Raw genomic sequence first — 18,779 nt, forward strand, 5'->3', positions numbered from 1 at the left:
CATGAATAATTTTCACGGCTATAAAAGGGCAATCAAAGCAGTCCACCCGGTTTGATGGCTAGCGCCCAGGCCTTTCCCATTGTCACCGTTAAAGTACTCGTAATATAAAATGTAATCTTTAAAATGCTCATCGTGATTTAATTTGGGATAGCCTCCAAATGCCGCACGCTCACCCTTATCATTTTTAAGGAATAAATTTTTCATCCTTTTGCTCAACAAATCTGCAATTTCATTCAGTGAGAAATATTCGTTGGAACCTGTTGGATATTCTACCCTAAAATCATCTGTATAGTATTCGTGAAAATGTTTTAAGGCATCAACTAATAAATAGTTTAAAGGCATCCAAATTGGTCCGCGCCAATTGCTGTTTCCACCAAACATACCTGTTTCACTTTCTGCAGGTGTGTACTTTACAGAATAATCACTTCCATTTAACCAGTAACTAAAAGGCTGTGTTTCATAAATTTTAGAAACCGATCGAATACCAAAATCAGAGAGGAACTCTGTAGTATCCAACATTCTGCGCAAAAGCATTTTCATCCTATGGCCACGCAAAAGCGAAAACAAGTGTTTATCATTTCCACTTTTATCTGCCCAATGGCTCACTAGCTGTACCAAATCAGGTCGTTGAAGCATAAAAGCTTCCAAATGAGACCTAAGTTTTGGCAAGTCTTTCCAATCTTTATCGCTAAAAACGATTACCGCGAACATGGGGATCAAACCGACAAGAGAGCGAAGGCGTAACCGATCCCAATCTCCATTGGGATTACGTAATAAATCGTAGTAAAAACCATCATGATCATCCCATAGTCCAATGTGATGATCGCCCATATTATCAATTGATCCGGCAATAAATAAAAAATGTTGTGCAAATTTTATCGCCATATCTTCATATAAAGGATTGTGCAAGGCTAGTTCTATACTTATTTGAAGCATATTCAAAGCGTACATAGCCATCCAGCTGGTACCATCGGCTTGCTCCAAAAAACCACCACCGGGAACGGGCTCACTGCGGTTAAACACCCCAATGTTATCAAGCCCCAGAAAGCCACCTTCAAAAATATTGTTCCCCTCGCTATCTTTTTGATTAACCCACCAGGTGAAGTTGAGAAGTAGGCGCTGAAATACCTCTTCTAAAAACTTTAAATCACCGGTTCCTTTTATTTTCTTATCTACCAGGTAAACCTTGTAAGAAGCCAATGCATGCACAGGCGGATTTGCATCTGTAAAATCCCATTCGTATGCGGGTAATTGTCCGTTTGGATGGATGTAACTGTTGTTTAATAACAATCGCAATTGCTGTTTGGCAAAATCGGGATCTACAGGCGCAAGCGCTATGCAATGAAAAGCAAGATCCCAGGCAGCAAACCAAGGGTATTCCCACTTATCAGGCATTAAAACAATATCATTAGCCATAAAATGGCTCCAATGGTAATTTCTACCACATGCTCTTTCTTGTGCTGGTTTAGGTAAAGCCGCATCGCCCTTTAACCAGGCATTTACATCATAATTATAATACTGCTTATTCCATAAAATACCCGCCCAAGCTTGCCGTTGCAGCATTTTTTCTTCATCACTGCAATCCACAGCGTATTTATCTGCATAAAACTCATTGGCTTCTTTTTTACGCACTTCAAAAATCTGATCATAATCTTCAAATGGTGCTTCTAACTGGTTACAGCTTAATCTTAATTTTATGCTGGTGCTTTGTTTTGCAGGAATGAGCTTGGTATAATGAACTGCGACTTTGGTTCCTGTTTTGGCAGGATTTATGGCCTTTATATTGCCGTTTATCAAATAGTCGTTTATACCATCCTTTACAAAATCTGATGCGTTAGCTGATTGATATAAACGTTCATTATTGGTTTCATTATCGGTAAATAAAAATTCAGGTTTACCATCTGCATAACAATAAAATTTACCGTGCTTTTCTGAATGCAAAAGCAATTTATTTTGGCCAATACTGCTAATTGCAGGTTTAGCTGTAGCGCCATCCCAACTCCAGTTGTTACGGTACCATAACTGTGGTAAAATATGAAGATTGGCATCTTCATTGCTCCTATTAAAAATGGTGTAATTAATGAGCAAATCATCCACGTCATTTTTTGCATAATTGATAAAAACATCAAAATATTTATCTTCATCAAATATACCTGTATCCATCAATTCAAATTCGGGTTCCTGTCTGGATCGTTTGGCGTTTTCATCAACAAGCTTAGCATAAGGGAAAGCAGACTGCGGGTATTTATACAACATTTGCATATAGCTATGCATGGGCGTATTATCCAAATAATAATAAAGTTCTTTAACATCTTCTCCATGATTACCCTCTGAATTGTTCAAACCAAAAAGCCGTTCTTTTAAAATAGCATCTTTGCCATTCCATAAAGCTAATCCTACACAAAGCAGTTGCTGATCATCACTTATGCCCGCTAATCCTTCCTCACCCCACCTAAAGGCTTTACTCCTCGCTGTATCATGCGTTGTAAAATCCCAGGCATTTCCATTGGGGCTATAATCTTCCCTCACAGTCCCCCACTGTCGCTCAGTAAGGTATGGCCCCCACTTAAGCCATGCTTTTTGATGGGCATATTGTTGATTAATCCGATTTTGCTCTGCCTTGTTCATATTTCAATATTAGCTATAGTCCACTTGCTAAAACTATACCAATTACCAGTTAGCTTTCAGCTTATTAATATGAAGTTAAATATCCATGATTAAAGTAAATATATTCTAAGTTTTAAGTCACGAACTCAATAATAAAATACAAACCTTTTGGTTTCAGAAACGTTGTTTAAATGAGATTTAATTTATTTCTATGAAAACGAGCATCTATAATAAGGAAGAACACACTGAGGGTTACGTAGGACCAGATGGTGGAAAGGAAGAAAAATCTGATGTGCAGAAAGCCTACGAAGAGGGTAATGATACCAATGTTGTAACCGCTTATGGAAAGGAACCAAGCGAACTCATTAAAGGCAATCCTTTAGCAAAGGATGGTTTCGATAATTCTGGTACACAGGGTAAAGATTCGCTTAGCGATGATGCATATAACAGTGCTGATAAAAACCCAACCATACAGAGTGCCGAAAGCCATACCGGAAGTTCATCTGAAGATTTTAAAGCAAATGCCGGCATCAATGAGGATGATGAAAACCATGCATTAAATACAGGAATATAAAGAGACGGTTATGGGATTATTAAAATATGCAATTTTAGGCGCAGCAGCTGTATATGGTTTTAAATACGCCACAAAAAAGCGTGCAACTGATGGAAAATCTTTGATTGATGACTTTAAGGAAAAAGTTCCGGAATATGTTGATGAAATTAACAATTACGCCACAAAAATAAGACAGGATTATCGGCAAACCAGCGATTTATATTAATGTTTAGATCGTCACTCCAATAAATTACCTTAGGTAAACCCGCTTAAGGCATGGTTACTACGGAACTTTCAGCTGCACCATAGGTGAGTATCACTACTGATAATTGAAAGTATTTACTAGACCTTTAAAGGCAGCTTATTAACCAAGTTTGGGTGTCCGAACACAAAATTGATATATATCAATATCTTAAAACCAGATTCTTTGTGAATTGACTATAAGTTCCTGAAATTTGCTGTGCTGTAGGATTCGCGACAAAGATTAAAAAAATCATTAACTAACTTTTTAAGGGCATTTGCTACTTGATTAACGCATTACAGTTGTCGAATCCTAAATAATTTCCATCTACCGGAAAATGCATAAATGTTGTAAAGGGATTATTCTATAAGAATGGTCTCTTTATAACTATCATAAATCTTTTCCACTCAAACCCTTCTCGCCATTCTTATTTCGGTTTCCAATATCTTCACCCTGACTTAAATTCGAATTATTTAAATTTTCATTTACGGCATGCTTAGGATCATTTTCTGTTTTCAATAAATGTGATGCCTCTGGTTCATCTTTACGTTTAAAATCAGTGCGTTTATGCCCGTAAGTTGCCTCGCCATTATCCCATTCTATATGCTCGTCATTGTGGTTAACCCCTGCATTAGGATCAACATTTTTATTTTCATTACTTTCCATAGCCATTTATTTGTAGATAATCTCCTTTAACAACATTGGTACAATAAAAAAAGTTTAACAGATCCAATTATATTGTCCAGTCTTTCCATCTCATCTTACCGATCCGCCAGTCAATTGCAGTTACTATACACCTTCACTTTGATCAATCTCTGTACTACTATCCAAATCGTCTTTGGTTGACCCATTTTCATCACGATGTTTTGGTGGATTTTCCATTCTACTTTTTTCCAGTTCAGAAAAATCACCGCCTTTTTGATTGGCCACTTCCCCATGTGAAGAAGGTTTATTTGTGAGTTCTTCCTTTGTGTCAGCAAAATCCTGTCCCTCAATTGGTAATTCTTCTTTTTCCTTATCCTTACTAGTCATATTAGTACAACCAGTCTGCTCAGCTTTTGTTTTGGAATTTGCATGCATAAAAAAAGGCCTCGATTTGCATCGAGACCTTTTCTGTTCTTTTTAAAATCAATTAAACTTTGATTTCAACTTCAACACCACTAGGCAATTCAAGTTTCATTAAAGCATCAACAGTTTTAGAGTTAGAGCTATAAATATCCAATAAACGTTTATAAGCGCACAATTGGAATTGCTCTCTAGCTTTTTTGTTTACGTGTGGAGAACGTAAAACAGTAAAGATTTTTTTCTCTGTAGGAAGTGGAATCGGACCACTTACCACTGCACCCGTAGGTTTAACAGTTTTTACGATTTTCTCAGCAGATTTATCTACTAAATTGTAATCGTAAGATTTTAATTTAATTCTGATTCTTTGGCTCATCTTATTTTTAATTATGGTTTCCTGTTAGAGCTATTAACAACAGAAACCGGATTTATCTTGAGTTTTGCGTTAAGCGTTTTGCGTGCGGCGAAAATCATCGCTAAACACAAAACGCTATGCGCTTAACAAATACTAGTCTTCAGATTTTATTCTGCCTTTAGATTTAGCAATTACTTCATCCTGTACATTTTTAGGCGCAGCTTCATAGTGGTCAAATTCCATGGTAGAAGTTGCACGGCCAGATGTGATGGTACGTAATTGCGTTACATAACCGAACATTTCAGAAAGAGGCACAGTTGCTTTAATTACCTGAGATCCGTTACGGGTATCCATACCTAATAACTGACCACGACGACGGTTCATATCACCGATCACATCACCCATGTTTTCTTCAGGGGTTAAGATTTCGATTTTCATGATTGGCTCCATCAAAGTAGGTTTACATTTAGGTAAAGCCTCACGGTATGCCATTTTAGCAGCAAGCTCAAATGATAAAGCATCTGAATCGACAGCGTGGAATGAACCATCCGTTAAACGAACTTTCATATCAGGAAGTGGATAACCAGCTAATACACCGTTTGCCATAGAAGCAGCAAAACCTTTTTCTACTGAAGGGATAAACTCACGAGGAATTGAACCACCTGTAATTTCGTTTACAAACTGCAAACCACCTTTTTCGAAATCAGCATCAATTGGGGAGATAATTACTGAAATATCAGCAAATTTACCACGACCACCTGATTGTTTCTTGTATGTTTCGCGGTGTGTTGTTGAACCGAAAATAGCTTCTTTGTAAGCTACCTGTGGTGCACCTTGGTTAACCTCTACTTTAAATTCGCGTTTTAAACGGTCAATTAAAATATCTAAGTGTAACTCACCCATACCAGAGATAACAGTCTGACCAGTTTCCTGATCTGTTTGAACTCTAAATGTAGGATCCTCTTCAGCTAATTTACCTAAACCAATACCTAATTTATCAACGTCAGCCTGAGTTTTAGGCTCAATAGCTAAACCGATAACTGGTTCTGGGAAATCCATTGACTCAAGAACGATTGGGTTTTTCTCATCACAAAGCGTATCACCTGTTTTGATATCTTTAAAGCCAACTACCGCAGCAATATCACCAGCAGCCACATTTGGCACAGGGTTTTGCTTGTTAGCATGCATTTGGAAGATACGAGAAATACGCTCTTTATTTTCTGAACGAGAGTTATACACGTAAGAACCTGCTTCTAAGTTACCCGAGTAAACACGGATAAAACATAAACGCCCTACGAATGGATCGGTTGCAATTTTAAAAGCTAAAGCGGCAAATGGCTCACTAATGCTTGGTTTTAATAAAACCTCCTCGTTAGTATCTGGGTTTGTACCAATAACACCTTCGCTATCCATAGGTGAAGGCAATAATTCCATCACATAATCAAGCATAGTTTGTACACCTTTATTTTTGAAAGATGAACCACAAACCATAGGTACAATTTTAGCATCTAAAACAGCTGCACGTAAAGCATCTAAAACTTCGCGTTCTGTGATTGTTTCTGGCGCTTCGAAGAATTTCTCCATTAACGACTCATCATAATCAGCAACCGATTCAAGTAATTTCTCTCTCCACTCAGCAACCTCATCAATCATATCTTCTGGGATTGGCACTTCAGTAAAGGTCATCCCTTTATCATGCTCATTCCAAACGATACCACGGTTGTTGATCAAATCAACCACACCTTTAAATCCATCTTCAGATCCGATAGGTAATTGTAATGGAACTGCATTACTACCCAACATTTCTTTAACCTGTTTAACAACTTTTAAAAAGTCTGCTCCAGAACGGTCCATTTTATTAACGAAACCAATACGAGGCACACTGTAGTTGTTTGCTAAACGCCAGTTGGTTTCTGATTGAGGCTCAACACCATCAACAGCTGAAAACAAGAATACTAATCCATCTAGTACACGTAGTGAACGGTTTACCTCTACGGTAAAATCCACGTGACCTGGAGTATCAATCACGTTAACGTGATACTTTTGACCTCTGTAATTCCAATCAACAGTAGTTGCAGCAGAAGTAATGGTAATACCACGCTCTTGCTCTTGTGCCATCCAGTCCATTGTTGCAGCACCTTCGTGCACTTCACCAATTTTATGACTTACACCAGCATAATAAAGGATACGCTCAGTTGTTGTAGTTTTACCCGCATCAATGTGAGCCGCGATTCCAATATTTCTTGTAAATTTTAAATCTCTTGCCATGTTATGTTTTTGATTTATCTGATTTTAAATGATTGCACCGATTATGTTAAAACAAATCGGTGCAATTTATCTAATCAGTATAATCTTCTAATTAAATCTGTGTAATCTTACTAATCTGTTAATCCTAAATTAGAACCTGAAGTGAGAGAACGCTTTGTTAGCCTCAGCCATTTTGTGCGTATCTTCTTTCTTCTTAACAGCAGCTCCTTCGCCTTTAGCAGCAGCTACGATTTCACCAGCTAATTTCTCTTTCATGGTTTTTTCACCACGACGACGAGCGTATAAAATTAACCATTTCATACCTAAAGCTGTTTTACGCTCTGGTCTAACCTCAGTTGGAACCTGGAAGTTAGCACCACCAACACGACGAGATTTAACCTCTACAGCTGGCATAATGTTAGTTAATGCGCGTTTGAATATCTCTAAACCGTTTTCACCTGCTTTTTTCTCAGCAATTTCAACAGCATCATAAAAAATTGAATAAGCGATAGATTTTTTTCCATCGTACATCATATTGTTTACAAAACGAGTTACCTGAACATCATTAAATTTTGGATCAGGAAGAATAATTCTCTTTTTTGGTTTTGACTTTCTCATTTCTTATTTCCTCCCGATTATTTCTTTTTACCTTTTGTTGGTGCCGCAACTACCTGTCCTGGTTTAGGACGTTTAGTACCATATTTAGAACGACGTTGGTTACGACCAGCCACACCTGATGTATCTAATGCACCACGGATGATGTGATAACGTACACCTGGTAAATCTTTAACACGACCACCACGGATCAATACGATTGAGTGCTCCTGTAAGTTGTGACCTTCTCCAGGAATGTAAGCATTCACCTCTTTACCGTTCGTTAAACGAACACGGGCTACTTTACGCATTGCTGAGTTTGGTTTTTTAGGGGTAGTGGTGTACACACGTGTACATACACCTCTTCGCTGTGGACAACTGTCCAACGCTGGAGACTTACTCTTGAACTCCAGTGCTACTCTACCTTTTCTAACTAATTGTTGAATGGTTGGCATTGTGCTTTTTTATGTTTTTTTATTAAAAAATTTACCGCTCCCCCGGCATCCTTGCAGATAGCCCATAAAACGGACTGCAAAAGTAGAACAATTCTTTTTAAAAATCAAGGGGTTAGCGTAAAAAGTTTTCAGTTGGCACTTATCAGTTTTCAGTTGAAGATTAAGGAGTTGCAGTTCTTCCTTTCTCTTGTCGTCATTGCGAGCTGAAGCGGAGGCAATGATAGTGGAGTGAAGCAATCTTTCTCTCCTTAAACATTCAAGCCACCCAGGCATTGTTTCATCATTATTATACGCTTATTTGGAAAGCAGTTTCAGCCATACTTAGGCTGGGTTCGGCCCCGCTAATGTTACAAGCTCGTGAAGGACTCGCTTTCCACGTATATCGGGTTTAGGTGGCAAAGCAGTTTCTAATATTAACGTTTTCCCTGCAAAGTTCAAAGAAGATCAGTTTGCCTTCCGGTTTTCGCGATATTTAATAAATAGCTTAATAAGCACCAATCAAACTACTGGCCGGAATATTCAAAATCTCATGTAATTTTCTAATCATACTTAAACTAAGTTTGCGCTTACCGCTCAATATTTCAGATTGGCGACTGCGGGCACCTAAAATTTTAGATAGCTCACTTGGTGCTTTACCCAACTGTTCTAACCTAAATTTGATGGCTTCAATTGGTGATGGAGGTGCAATTGGATAATGACTTTCTTCGTAATGTTCTATTAATAATGTTAATAAATCCAATTCATCAGTTTGCTCCGTATTTAAATCAAGATCTTTTTGCATCAACAAATAGGCCTTTTCTAAAGCCAATTCATACTCGTTTTCTGTTTTAATTACTTTTAACATATTTTACCTCCTCCACATTAATTTTATCATAATTAGCATGTGTGCCAATCCAAACTATAAAAACAATCTTTAATTTAAACTCTATATCGGCAATCAACCTGTAATCGTTACCCTTAATGTTAAATACGAATCGTTTGCCCGTTATTACATCTGCAGTTGCATACAACTTAATTACATCTGCAGGCATATTCCAATCTTGTTCAACAACCTCACCATACCAAGCCTCTAAACTAGCCTTGGCGGTGCTGTGCTTCCTGTAATATTCAACAAGTGTCTTTTTAGCAATAATCCGCATACACAAATGTATTACCAAAATGGTAACAAAACAAATTTATTTCATTATCTCATAATTTTATTGGACTACTTTGACATACTGCATAAGTTACATTTATAGTAATGGGTTAAATACATAACTTTTTTTTTCACTAGTTAAAATAACGACCTGTTATAATGCAAAAAAGTCTTCCAGTTTTACCTGAAAGACTTTCCTTTTCTAAGCTTTAGCTACTTTTTTTGTGTGCTTTTTATGATGTTTTTTATGACCTTTTTTAGTCTGTGATTTTTCGGTACCTGCTTTTGCCGGAGTTGTGGTTTGAGCGCTTACGGTATTAATGGTAAAAGCTGCTACTAGTGCGATTACTAAAACTTTAATTGCTTTCATTTTTACATTGATTAACGATGAATAAACCTTGTTATTTTGTTTATTAAATCTCGAAAAGCAAAATGAAGATTTAATGAATTATGGCAGGTCGAAAGCAAAAGAATATTCTAGCTTTCTTCCACTCAACACATACTCAGAAACTACCTTTCCGTCAACGAGGATTTTATATTCACCTTTAGATTGATGCTTAGCAGTAGCAAAAGTTGTAAGCCGAACATGTGTTCCTGATTTTAAGGTTACAGTCTTTTCCCATGCGCCGCTAATTTCTTTTAGTTCTGTCTGTTTTCCATTTTCAGTGGTGTAAGCCATATCGGCTGTTAAACCATTGCCAAAATTTACCTGATACACTACGCTATAAGTTTCTTTCTGAGGAATATCTATTTTACCACGGGACATGGAATAGAAGGTTGTCGCGGTTGATAAAGCACAACTGCTTAAAATGATCGCCAGCAAAAAAGAACAGAAAATATTTTTCATTTGATATGGTTTAGATCAAGATGACGACGGTTTTAAAGAAAAGGTTGCAAAGGAAAGAGAAATGATTAAATGAGAGCATGATTGAATAAGAGAATGTTGGATTAGACCAGCACATTCACACATTTTATCATTCAAAATTCACTCCTTCTAAACTCACTCATTCCATCATTTGTGAAATGTATCAAGGTATAAATCTTCAACCTTTTTTCTGGCCCAGGGCATTCTTCTTAAAAATTTTAAGCTCGATTTTATGGTTTGGTTGTTGTTGAAACAATCAATCCTGATCAATGATCCCAGTTTTTCCCAACCGTAATGTGTTTGCAGATCGGTTACTATTTTTTCTAAGGTAATACCGTGTAAAGGATTATTTTTTTGTTGTTCGGCCATTTGGCAAAGTTAAGGCAAAATTATCAGGGTTTGTACTGGACCATCCAAACATTTGCACCCCCGCAATCGGGATCGTTTATTTTGTGCCTGAGCACTTCAAATTGATTTGCCTGAAGCAGGGTTTGATATTCAGCAGTATCCAAAGAAGCATGAAAAAGATTTTCGCCACCATTCATGCCCCATACTTCTCCCCTTTCCGTTCCAGACGTAAAGAGTAAAATACCGTTGGGCCTAAGGTGACGTTTAAAAATAGCAAACATATCCGGCTGATCATCGGCAGGAAGATGAAAAAAACTGTGCCAGGCAATAATTAGATCAAACTTTTCATCCAGATCAAGTTCACGCATATCTTTTAGCAGAAACCTGGTAGATGGGAAATTGATTTTTGCCAGCTCGATCATTTGCTTGCTGGCATCAACCCCTAAAACATTTACCCCGTGGTTAATAAAATATTCCAATATGGGTTTTCCATCACCGCAGCCCAGATCCAAAACCTCTGCATCTTTTGGAAGGTGCTGGAGGATATCATTTAAATAAGCTTTCTCTACCAAATCAGCATAACGGTTTTCAGCAAACCAGTGACCTATCTTATTGTAAACTTGGTAAACGTTTTTGCGTTCTCCTTTTTCCATCCCGTATAAATTTCGGTTATTGATGTTAATTTTTAATTCAAGGATTTAAATATCCGGAACATCACCTCATACTTTAGTAACACCAAATTAATCATATTTTGTTTTTTTGGAAACAAGCGTACAATGGTTCTTGGCAAATGCAGCCCTGCCATCCGCTTTACTCCGTTGCACTTCATGCCCGCTACTGTCAGGTTTAGGGTGAAAGGTCTGCTTCCGACATTGCGCCAAAGGTATTGACCCTTCATTTTCAAAACAATTTCGGTTTAACAATTGTAACCGGGCTTAAAAATTAACCAACAGCCGTAGCATCAATTTCGATTAACATGCCATTTAAGGCCAACCTTTGTACCGGGATAAGCGTGTTTACCGGGAATTTCTGATCAGGCCATATTTTACTCGATTCTTCGATCAGGATCTCGTGCTTGGTTTCATCGTAATCTACTACCAAAGTAGTCAGTTTTGCAATGTTGGCCATGGTCAAATTTTTGCTTTTTAAGGCTAAAGCAATATTCTCGAACACAATAACAACTTGTGTCCTAAAATCATCACTTAAAATACCATCTGTTCTACTGCCGCCCTGACCTGCAACAAATACCAGCTGACGCTCAGCCGGAACGGAGGCAAGGTGGGAATATCCATGTGGACGGGGATCATATATGCCGGTGGGATTGGTAATTTCTAAATCAGGTTTTTCCATATCTGTAAATTTATGCCAGCTAAATTATCTGATAGTTTCCCGTAAACCGTCGGCAATTTGCAATAAAAAACCTCCTGATCTTTTAAAATCAGGAGGTCTGGAATTATTTAATGTAAGCTCGGTTGCCCATTAAGCTAAAGGTAAACCTCAATAAGTGTTCGACTACTCTATCAGTGACAGACTCCAATAGAAAGGTCGTCATCTCGACTGTAGCGCAGCGAAATGGAGAGATCTATTTAGTTAGATTTCTCGACTGCGTTGCACTCCGCTCGAAATGACGGTAACTCGAGGGATTTTTACGCGTAGATTAATACTGTCATTTATATTGATTTTTATACAATAAATTAACCCTCAGACTGACAACCGTAGCACTTAATTAATAACATTTGCTTAGTTGCCTGAAGCAGTCCAAGTATCGTTATCAGGATTTGAATCTGGCAATACTTTATCGGGATCTAAAGTAACCGACTCAATTTCTTCAGTTGTAGGGAAACGAACCAACCAGCTTGTATTTTTCATCCAAACATCAACCGGAACTTTTACAGTTTCAGTTTTTCCGCTTTTGGTTTTAACCAGAAGAATGATTGGCATTGGCATTTTCTCTAAATTTACCACTTTAATATTATAGCCTACCAATTTATCGTCTTTTTTAACGGCTTCAACTGCAGCGATACCCTGATCCATTTTCCAGCTGTTTAACCACCAGCTTCTCCAGAACCAGGCCAAATCTTCGCCCGCTCCATTTTCCATCGAACGGAAGAAATCAAACGGTGTTGGATGTTTAAATGCCCAGTTTTTAATGTACTGACGGAAAGCATAATCAAAACGGTCTTCGCCTAAAATCTGGTTTCTCAAAATATCAAGGCCCCATCCTGGTTTGCTGTATAAGTTAACACCTATATTTCTTTCAGCCATACCATCAGGCATCTGCATAATATTTTCGTAAATCGGGTTACCGATCACACTTTTACCAATTCTGTGTAAATCAGCCGGAGGGCCAGCGTATTCGCCATTATTAAAGTTTTTCTTAGAAATACCGTTGATGAAAGTATTAAATCCTTCGTCCATCCAACCGTATTTACGCTCGTTAGAACCCACGATCATCGGGAACCAGGTGTGCCCAAATTCGTGATCGATTACTCCCCATGCGCCAGCCTTTTTAGCAGTCCAGCCACAGAAAACAATACCAGGATATTCCATACCACCAATATTGGTAGCCACATTAACAGCCATTGGATAAGGATATTCGAACCATTTTGATGAATAATGCTCGATGGTAGATTTCACATATTCTACGCCACGGCCATAAGAATCAACACCATTACTTTCTACCGGTTGCGCAGAAACGGCCAAACCAGTTTTGCCGCTTGGCAGTTTATACCTTGCAGCATCTAATACAAATGCTTTTGATGAAGCCCAGGCCGCATCGCGTGCATTGGTAATTTTAAACTTCCAGGTTAATTTATCTTTCGTCGGACGTGATTTCGGATCGGTTACCTCTGCTTCTGTACGGATGTGCACGGTAGCATCGCTCAATTTAGCCGCATTCCATCTTTTTAACTGCTCTGCAGTAAAAACTTCAGCAGGGTTTAATAACTCGCCCGAACCCATTACGATATGGCTCGCCGGTGCAGTAATGGCAAAGTTGATATCACCATATTCGCAATAAAACTCTCCCCCACCCAAATATGGCAAAGTATTCCAACCGATTACATCATCATACACACACATGCGCGGAAACCACTGTGCAATAGCAAAAATTTCACCGTTTTTTGTAGTTAAATGACCTGTTCTGTCCGACCCTTCTTTAGGTACGATATATGAATAATCCATTTTAATGGTTACCAAATCGCCATTAGCGGCCAAAGGCTGATCTAAACGGATCTGCATACGGGTATCTTCAACGATAGAGGTGAATTTTACTGCACCTGTTTTTTGAGCTACGCTGATGTTCTGGATTTTATAGCCACCATCAAATTTTTCGCCCTGTGCACCATAACGGCTACGTGAAGGGGTAATGGCATAACCACGTGAAGTTTCTTTAAAAGTATTCTGATCTAACTGCAGCCATAAATAAGGCAATTTATCGGGACTGTTGTTTTTGTAGGTAATGGTAACCGTTCCGCTAACCATGTTCTTGGTTTCATCAAGGTTGGCGGTAATGTTATAATCAACATGGTTTTGCCAGTATTTCGGACCTGGGGCGCCAATTGCCGAGCGGAATTCATTTCCGTTTTGGGTATAAAATAGTGGTCCAAATGCTTCAGCAGGATTATAGTTGCTTGCTGGTGCGGGGGTTGTAGCCTGTTGGGCTGATGCTGAAAAAGCAAAAACACAACAAACCAAACCAAAATTAATCAGTTTAGTCAATTTCATGATCATAATAAGGTTGTAATACTGCGGTAAATATAAAAAATAACCACACATAGATTTATATGTGGTTATAATGTTACCGATAATGGTTATAATGTTATCAAATTCTGTGAAGAAGTACCTAATTAGCCTTTAATTTTGGCAGATCCTGTAATTTTCTTTCCTGTGGACTTAATTTTTTCCATGCTACAAAGGCACGTGAGATGTAAAAAGCATAACGGAATGGCCTTTCGGCCTTAACCGCTTCAATTGAAGGCCTATAAATGATGATAAAGTTTTTAAGCTCTTCACCTTCCAGTTTGGTAAGATCAGTTATAGCCTTTGGCGTGAAGTTTTCATCGATTTCATCCTGGTACATTTCCTTTTCTTCTAAATCGGCTTCTTTACGCTGCTGTCTTTTATATTTACCGTAACCTAAATTCAGGTTCAAGCCACCCACCTTATCTTTCATACGCTTACGGTTTAGGTTGCCCCCAGTATTAAGCAAGGTGTATTTTTCTGCCAAAGGATCTTTAGCATCGGTTACCTGGCTGTTCATCCGGACCGCGGTAATATCTACATCTTTTAAACTGTTCGACTTTACCGGAAGGTAGATGGTTCTGTTTAGGAGATTGGTTAAATAAAGCGTATCGGTATGATACCCTATTGCCGAAAATTCAATCAAATCACCAATGTTGGCTGCAATGGTATACTTACCTTCTTTGTTGGTACTGGTAGATTTTTTACTGTTCAGGTTTCTGATGGAAACGCCAGGCAGTGAGAGTGTTTTTTTCGAATAATCGAAAACTGTACCTGTAGTTACCGTTTGTGCAAAAACGCCAATCGGCAAGGCAAGCAATAGAAAAATGATCAGTTTGTACATACTCAAAAGTAGCTTAGTTCGACATTTAAAATCTGCATTTAACAAACTTTAACATTAGAACAAATGAATTAGGTTAGTGTTTTTAAATAATTTTCATCGTCAAATCCAATCAATATGGCTTTGTTGTTTTGCTCAATAATCGGGCGTTTTATGGCACTGGTATTTTCTTTTAAATAAGCGATCGCCAAATCCTGCTTATCAATTTTGGCTTGTTCCTCTTTAGTGAGTTTCTTCCAGGTTAAACCTTTACGGTTTAAAACCGTTTCCCAGCCGAAAGTATTACACCATTCATTTAACTTTTCTTCAGTAATACCTTTTTTCTTGAAATCGTGAAATTCGAAATCTATCTGATGTGCTTTTAACCAATCGAGCGACTTTTTAACTGTATTGCAATTTGGAATTCCGTAAACGGTCATATTGAATGAATGAATTTTGAATGAGTGAATGATAAATGGAAATGTATAGTGGATGATGGAGAAGCCAATCCTACAATCCGTTTCAAAGATAATAAAATTGTTTATCCGTGGTGTTGGATATTACTATCCGACACAAAGTGAATATTGATTTTCGTGAACAGTCAGATGGTAACATCTGACTGCACAATTATCGGATTGTCCAACCGATCTTAAAATCCCACAATCCTATAATCCTATTCATTCGTCACATTTTTAGCCCTATCCATCACATTTTAAATATTGTAGCCAATTCTCTTTGTAAAATTGTGCCATTAATTAAAACAAAATGGAAATTCTTTCAGGTAATTCAACTGCCATCAAATCCAAAAACATCAACCAGCTTGAGTTTTGGATTTCTACAACATTATACATCCTTGCATTGATCAGCATTTGCACGCAGACCACTTATGGTTCTGGCGGGTCTTACCGTTTTTCTGAAAATTCGGTTGAGTATAGCATCATGGCGAATTTCTTTCTTCCCGAAATATTTAAGATCAGTATCATTTACTTCAGTTTTTTGCTCTTCAATTTTGTTTCAATGCCTCAACTGGCAAAGGGCCGTAACGTGCCCATGAACCTGATCATGACCATTGCAGTTACCGCATTTTCTATTATTGGATGGATGATCGCTAATACGTATTCGGAAGCTTACCGCCTGGTGGAATATGATAATATAGACCGCGGTTATGACATATTTTTTGGAGAAGCTTTTACCTATATATTTTTTATTTACTTGCTTTTTAACGCTTATGCCTATTTTAACGAGCGTGGCCTGGAGCTTTTTAATAGAATCCATTTTTTAAAGAGTTATAACCAAAATATTGTATCAGAGATATTTGTGAGTACAAAAATCTGGTTGATTACGCTCATGATTTTCACCGCAGTACTTTCTGTTAAGATAGATTATGAGTTATTGGTCATCTGGATTATTGTACCACCGGTAAATATTTTTATTGCCTTTTGTGCCATTTATTACATCATTCCAAACCTAAGAAAGGATTTCAAAGGCTTTGGCCGGTATTTTTGGGGAAACGTAGGTTTAACCATTATTGTTTCATTACTGCTTTTGATTGTCCTTATTCCTTTTATGCGCAATGGTGTAGTTGTGCCAATTACCTTAGGTTTAAATGCAATATGTTTAATCTGCATTACCACACCATCTGCCTGGTATGTTTACAAACATAAATTTGAAAAGCTGAGCGAAATCCAGATGCTTAAAACAGAGCTGGGTAAATCGGATGCGAACCTGAATTTCTTAAAATCGCAGATCAATCCACACTTTTTGTTCAATGCATTAAATACCCTTTTTGGAACGGCCTTACAGGAAAATGCAGAAAGAACGGGCGAAGGAATCCAGAAACTGGGTGATATGATGCGTTTTATGCTCCACGAAAATACACAGGATAAAATTTCGCTAACCCGGGAGGTAGAATACCTGAACAATTATATCGATCTGCAAAAACTGCGTACCTCACGCTCGGCAGATATCAGGATTGACACCCATATTGAAGAACAATTAAACAATTTGCAGATTACGCCAATGTTGTTGATCCCCTTTATCGAAAATGCATTTAAACATGGGATCAGTTTACAACAACCCTCGTATATCAAAATTACATTGCAGACAAAAGAAAAGACTTTATATTTTGATGTAAGCAACAGCATTTACATCAAGGCCGATAATGATCCTGAAAAACTAAAAAGCGGCATCGGTTTAGAAAATGTAAAACAACGCTTATCATTACTTTATTATGGGAAACACGAATTAATTATCCGCGAAAGTGCAAACGAGTTTTTTGTTCACTTGACTTTGACGTTGGATTAGAGGCGTACTTTTCGAGTAGCAGCTAAATGAGCACAATACGAAGACGATTTGTTGTTAAAAATTCTTATCATTGAATTTAAATAGATGTCTGTCATCCTGAATGCAATGAAGGATCTTTTAACGCTGAAAAACTGGCTTGAATTACAGCAAACAAAGAAGCAAACGTCATTACATCAGTGCTGGTAGGCTGGAGATGCTTCCTTCGTCAGCATGATAGAAAAAACAAATAGAACAAACCAAAAATGATTGCCATTGCTATAGATGATGAACCGATTGCATTAGACATTATAAAATCACATGCCTCAAAAGTTCCGTTTGTAGAATTGCAGGAAACCTTTACTGATGCCTTTGCAGCCATCACTTATCTTCAGCAGAACAAGGTTGACCTGATTTTTCTCGACATTAAAATGCCTGATATAAGTGGTATTGATTTTTTAAAGAGTTTAAGCAAGCCGCCAATGGTTATTTTCACTACTGCTTATACCGAACATGCCGTACAAAGTTTTGAACTTGACGCTGTTGATTATTTGTTAAAACCTTTTTCACTTTCGCGTTTTTTGAAGGCCTGCAATAAAGCCCATGAACTCTTTAACCTGCGTAGCCAGAAACAGGAAGCGAAAACGGACTACATTTTTGTAAAAGATGGTTATGAACAAATTAAAGTGAATTTAGACGAAATCTGCTATGTGGAAGCCTCGGGAAATTACACACAGATCCAGCTTAAGGATAAATTACTGAGCTCGCGCATTACCATTAACGATCTGGCTGATTTACTACCAAAAACAGATTTTATCCGCTGCCACCGGGCTTTTATTGTTGCAAAAAACAAAATATCCAAATTTGACCGCAGCCAAATTTGGATAGGAGATAAAATTATACCCATTGGGGCCACTTACGGTGGGATACAACTTACTTAATGCAATTTAAGCCAGCAGGTTTTCGAAACCTGCTAGGTCTGGAACGGCGACATGAAACGCATAACCATTGTTAAATAAACCCGATAGTAGCGTAAAACCTGAAGGTGAGGCACGAACCAAGGCTTTGAAGCGGAGCAGGGAGCAGATAGCATGATGTATAGGGATAATTTCTAACACGGTCGTCATTCTCGCGCATGCGGGAATCTTAATGCACTCGCTATTTTCTTGCCCTTCGCGCAGTCTTGCCTCGGCTCACCACCGCCGAGGGGCTCTTTCTTTTGGCTTGGCCCAAAAGAAACAAAAACCCAAGGCTTGCATCCTTTCTTGTAAAAACCTACGGAAATCTTAATTGCGGCAGCATCGAGGCTCTTACCCTTGCTTATCCCAACGCTCCCGCTTTGATCCTGCCTTAGGTTGTGGGGTTATGATGGGGAGGTGCAAAGATTTCCGTGCTTTTTCCGGCGAAAATCTGCCAGGCCGGATGAGCGGGACTTTATAACCCAAGTACACAGACCCCTTCTTTTCCAAAAAAATA

Annotated in this window: 21 protein-coding genes; 4 read left to right on the forward strand and 17 right to left on the reverse strand. The window is 38.1% G+C overall.

Features of this window, described 5'->3' with window-relative positions:
• Positions 1–18: 18 nt before the first annotated feature.
• Positions 19–2,628 carry an MGH1-like glycoside hydrolase domain-containing protein gene (locus ACUN24_RS00545; RefSeq protein WP_445560780.1) on the reverse strand — a complete coding sequence of 870 codons (2,610 nt, stop codon included), beginning with the start codon at positions 2,626–2,628 and terminating at the stop codon, positions 19–21.
• Positions 2,629–2,818: 190 nt separating this feature from the next.
• On the opposite strand from ACUN24_RS00545, the gene ACUN24_RS00550 reads away from it, so the two are divergent.
• Both ACUN24_RS00550 and ACUN24_RS00555 read left to right on the forward strand, forming a co-directional pair.
• Complete coding sequence (locus ACUN24_RS00550; protein ID WP_219075869.1) at positions 2,819–3,181, forward strand: hypothetical protein; 363 nt, start codon at positions 2,819–2,821, stop codon at positions 3,179–3,181.
• 10 nt (positions 3,182–3,191) lie between these two features.
• Positions 3,192–3,386: a YtxH domain-containing protein gene (locus tag ACUN24_RS00555; RefSeq protein WP_445560781.1), complete on the forward strand. Its 195-nt coding sequence runs from the start codon at positions 3,192–3,194 to the stop codon at positions 3,384–3,386.
• A 405-nt stretch (positions 3,387–3,791) separates the two neighbouring features.
• Here the strand turns inward: ACUN24_RS00555 and ACUN24_RS00560 are convergent, their stop codons facing one another.
• From ACUN24_RS00560 to ACUN24_RS00635, 16 genes are all read right to left on the reverse strand, one after another.
• Positions 3,792–4,067 (reverse strand): hypothetical protein, encoded by a 276-nt coding sequence (locus tag ACUN24_RS00560; protein WP_445560782.1) that lies wholly within the window; start codon positions 4,065–4,067, stop codon positions 3,792–3,794.
• A gap of 123 nt (positions 4,068–4,190) precedes the next feature.
• Entirely contained in the window at positions 4,191–4,481 is a 291-nt protein-coding gene (locus ACUN24_RS00565) for a hypothetical protein (protein ID WP_445560783.1), read from the reverse strand.
• Positions 4,482–4,533: 52 nt separating this feature from the next.
• On the reverse strand, positions 4,534–4,839 hold the full coding sequence (gene rpsJ / locus ACUN24_RS00570) for a 30S ribosomal protein S10 (RefSeq protein WP_008244591.1): 306 nt from the start codon (positions 4,837–4,839) through the stop codon (positions 4,534–4,536).
• A gap of 132 nt (positions 4,840–4,971) precedes the next feature.
• Positions 4,972–7,086 carry an elongation factor G gene (gene fusA, locus ACUN24_RS00575; RefSeq protein WP_219075872.1) on the reverse strand — a complete coding sequence of 705 codons (2,115 nt, stop codon included), beginning with the start codon at positions 7,084–7,086 and terminating at the stop codon, positions 4,972–4,974.
• 129 nt (positions 7,087–7,215) lie between these two features.
• Complete coding sequence (rpsG, locus tag ACUN24_RS00580) at positions 7,216–7,683, reverse strand: 30S ribosomal protein S7 (RefSeq protein WP_056097505.1); 468 nt, start codon at positions 7,681–7,683, stop codon at positions 7,216–7,218.
• Positions 7,684–7,700: 17 nt separating this feature from the next.
• Positions 7,701–8,114 (reverse strand): 30S ribosomal protein S12, encoded by a 414-nt coding sequence (gene rpsL, locus ACUN24_RS00585; protein ID WP_029278631.1) that lies wholly within the window; start codon positions 8,112–8,114, stop codon positions 7,701–7,703.
• Between the two features lie 484 nt (positions 8,115–8,598).
• Positions 8,599–8,958 carry a helix-turn-helix domain-containing protein gene (locus ACUN24_RS00590; RefSeq protein WP_445560784.1) on the reverse strand — a complete coding sequence of 120 codons (360 nt, stop codon included), beginning with the start codon at positions 8,956–8,958 and terminating at the stop codon, positions 8,599–8,601.
• On the reverse strand, positions 8,942–9,253 hold the full coding sequence (locus ACUN24_RS00595) for a type II toxin-antitoxin system HigB family toxin (protein WP_193420367.1): 312 nt from the start codon (positions 9,251–9,253) through the stop codon (positions 8,942–8,944). Before ACUN24_RS00595 ends, ACUN24_RS00590 begins: the two co-directional genes overlap by 17 nt.
• 198 nt (positions 9,254–9,451) lie before the next feature.
• The gene (locus ACUN24_RS00600; protein WP_158554390.1) at positions 9,452–9,619 is read right to left on the reverse strand and encodes a hypothetical protein; all 168 of its coding nucleotides are present in this window, start codon (positions 9,617–9,619) and stop codon (positions 9,452–9,454) included.
• Between the two features lie 78 nt (positions 9,620–9,697).
• Positions 9,698–10,096 (reverse strand): hypothetical protein, encoded by a 399-nt coding sequence (locus tag ACUN24_RS00605; protein ID WP_445560785.1) that lies wholly within the window; start codon positions 10,094–10,096, stop codon positions 9,698–9,700.
• A gap of 165 nt (positions 10,097–10,261) precedes the next feature.
• Positions 10,262–10,483, reverse strand: a complete 222-nt coding sequence (locus ACUN24_RS00610) for a VF530 family protein (RefSeq protein ID WP_445560786.1) — start codon at positions 10,481–10,483, stop codon at positions 10,262–10,264.
• Between the two features lie 23 nt (positions 10,484–10,506).
• Positions 10,507–11,115, reverse strand: a complete 609-nt coding sequence (locus ACUN24_RS00615) for a class I SAM-dependent methyltransferase (protein WP_445560787.1) — start codon at positions 11,113–11,115, stop codon at positions 10,507–10,509.
• A gap of 289 nt (positions 11,116–11,404) precedes the next feature.
• On the reverse strand, positions 11,405–11,812 hold the full coding sequence (locus ACUN24_RS00620) for a RidA family protein (protein ID WP_445560788.1): 408 nt from the start codon (positions 11,810–11,812) through the stop codon (positions 11,405–11,407).
• A gap of 390 nt (positions 11,813–12,202) precedes the next feature.
• Positions 12,203–14,188, reverse strand: coding sequence for a M1 family metallopeptidase (locus ACUN24_RS00625; RefSeq protein WP_445560789.1), 1,986 nt, complete (start codon positions 14,186–14,188; stop codon positions 12,203–12,205).
• 118 nt (positions 14,189–14,306) lie between these two features.
• The gene (locus ACUN24_RS00630) at positions 14,307–15,047 is read right to left on the reverse strand and encodes a carboxypeptidase-like regulatory domain-containing protein (RefSeq protein ID WP_445560790.1); all 741 of its coding nucleotides are present in this window, start codon (positions 15,045–15,047) and stop codon (positions 14,307–14,309) included.
• A 68-nt stretch (positions 15,048–15,115) separates the two neighbouring features.
• Entirely contained in the window at positions 15,116–15,463 is a 348-nt protein-coding gene (locus ACUN24_RS00635) for a Spx/MgsR family RNA polymerase-binding regulatory protein (protein ID WP_445560791.1), read from the reverse strand.
• 325 nt (positions 15,464–15,788) lie between these two features.
• Here ACUN24_RS00635 and ACUN24_RS00640 point away from each other — a divergent pair, with 325 nt between their 5' ends.
• Both ACUN24_RS00640 and ACUN24_RS00645 read left to right on the forward strand, forming a co-directional pair.
• Positions 15,789–17,327, forward strand: a complete 1,539-nt coding sequence (locus tag ACUN24_RS00640; protein WP_445560792.1) for a sensor histidine kinase — start codon at positions 15,789–15,791, stop codon at positions 17,325–17,327.
• Positions 17,328–17,569: 242 nt separating this feature from the next.
• Positions 17,570–18,244: a LytR/AlgR family response regulator transcription factor gene (locus ACUN24_RS00645; protein WP_445560793.1), complete on the forward strand. Its 675-nt coding sequence runs from the start codon at positions 17,570–17,572 to the stop codon at positions 18,242–18,244.
• The last annotated feature ends 535 nt before the right edge of the window (positions 18,245–18,779 follow it).

Source organism: Pedobacter sp. WC2501, from assembly GCF_052682415.1.

Coding starts and splice junctions, on each gene's coding strand:
- ACUN24_RS00605 (WP_445560785.1), bottom strand. CDS start 10,096: ATGAAAAATATTTTCTGTTCTTTTTTGCTGGCGATCATTTTAAGCAGT.
- ACUN24_RS00595 (WP_193420367.1), bottom strand. CDS start 9,253: ATGCGGATTATTGCTAAAAAGACACTTGTTGAATATTACAGGAAGCAC.
- ACUN24_RS00565 (WP_445560783.1), bottom strand. CDS start 4,481: ATGCATGCAAATTCCAAAACAAAAGCTGAGCAGACTGGTTGTACTAAT.
- ACUN24_RS00620 (WP_445560788.1), bottom strand. CDS start 11,812: ATGGAAAAACCTGATTTAGAAATTACCAATCCCACCGGCATATATGAT.
- ACUN24_RS00610 (WP_445560786.1), bottom strand. CDS start 10,483: ATGGCCGAACAACAAAAAAATAATCCTTTACACGGTATTACCTTAGAA.
- ACUN24_RS00560 (WP_445560782.1), bottom strand. CDS start 4,067: ATGGAAAGTAATGAAAATAAAAATGTTGATCCTAATGCAGGGGTTAAC.
- fusA (WP_219075872.1), bottom strand. CDS start 7,086: ATGGCAAGAGATTTAAAATTTACAAGAAATATTGGAATCGCGGCTCAC.
- rpsG (WP_056097505.1), bottom strand. CDS start 7,683: ATGAGAAAGTCAAAACCAAAAAAGAGAATTATTCTTCCTGATCCAAAA.
- ACUN24_RS00640 (WP_445560792.1), top strand. CDS start 15,789: ATGGAAATTCTTTCAGGTAATTCAACTGCCATCAAATCCAAAAACATC.
- ACUN24_RS00645 (WP_445560793.1), top strand. CDS start 17,570: ATGATTGCCATTGCTATAGATGATGAACCGATTGCATTAGACATTATA.
- ACUN24_RS00600 (WP_158554390.1), bottom strand. CDS start 9,619: ATGAAAGCAATTAAAGTTTTAGTAATCGCACTAGTAGCAGCTTTTACC.
- ACUN24_RS00550 (WP_219075869.1), top strand. CDS start 2,819: ATGAAAACGAGCATCTATAATAAGGAAGAACACACTGAGGGTTACGTA.
- ACUN24_RS00615 (WP_445560787.1), bottom strand. CDS start 11,115: ATGGAAAAAGGAGAACGCAAAAACGTTTACCAAGTTTACAATAAGATA.
- ACUN24_RS00545 (WP_445560780.1), bottom strand. CDS start 2,628: ATGAACAAGGCAGAGCAAAATCGGATTAATCAACAATATGCCCATCAA.
- ACUN24_RS00625 (WP_445560789.1), bottom strand. CDS start 14,188: ATGAAATTGACTAAACTGATTAATTTTGGTTTGGTTTGTTGTGTTTTT.
- ACUN24_RS00635 (WP_445560791.1), bottom strand. CDS start 15,463: ATGACCGTTTACGGAATTCCAAATTGCAATACAGTTAAAAAGTCGCTC.
- ACUN24_RS00590 (WP_445560784.1), bottom strand. CDS start 8,958: ATGTTAAAAGTAATTAAAACAGAAAACGAGTATGAATTGGCTTTAGAA.
- ACUN24_RS00630 (WP_445560790.1), bottom strand. CDS start 15,047: ATGTACAAACTGATCATTTTTCTATTGCTTGCCTTGCCGATTGGCGTT.
- ACUN24_RS00555 (WP_445560781.1), top strand. CDS start 3,192: ATGGGATTATTAAAATATGCAATTTTAGGCGCAGCAGCTGTATATGGT.
- rpsL (WP_029278631.1), bottom strand. CDS start 8,114: ATGCCAACCATTCAACAATTAGTTAGAAAAGGTAGAGTAGCACTGGAG.
- rpsJ (WP_008244591.1), bottom strand. CDS start 4,839: ATGAGCCAAAGAATCAGAATTAAATTAAAATCTTACGATTACAATTTA.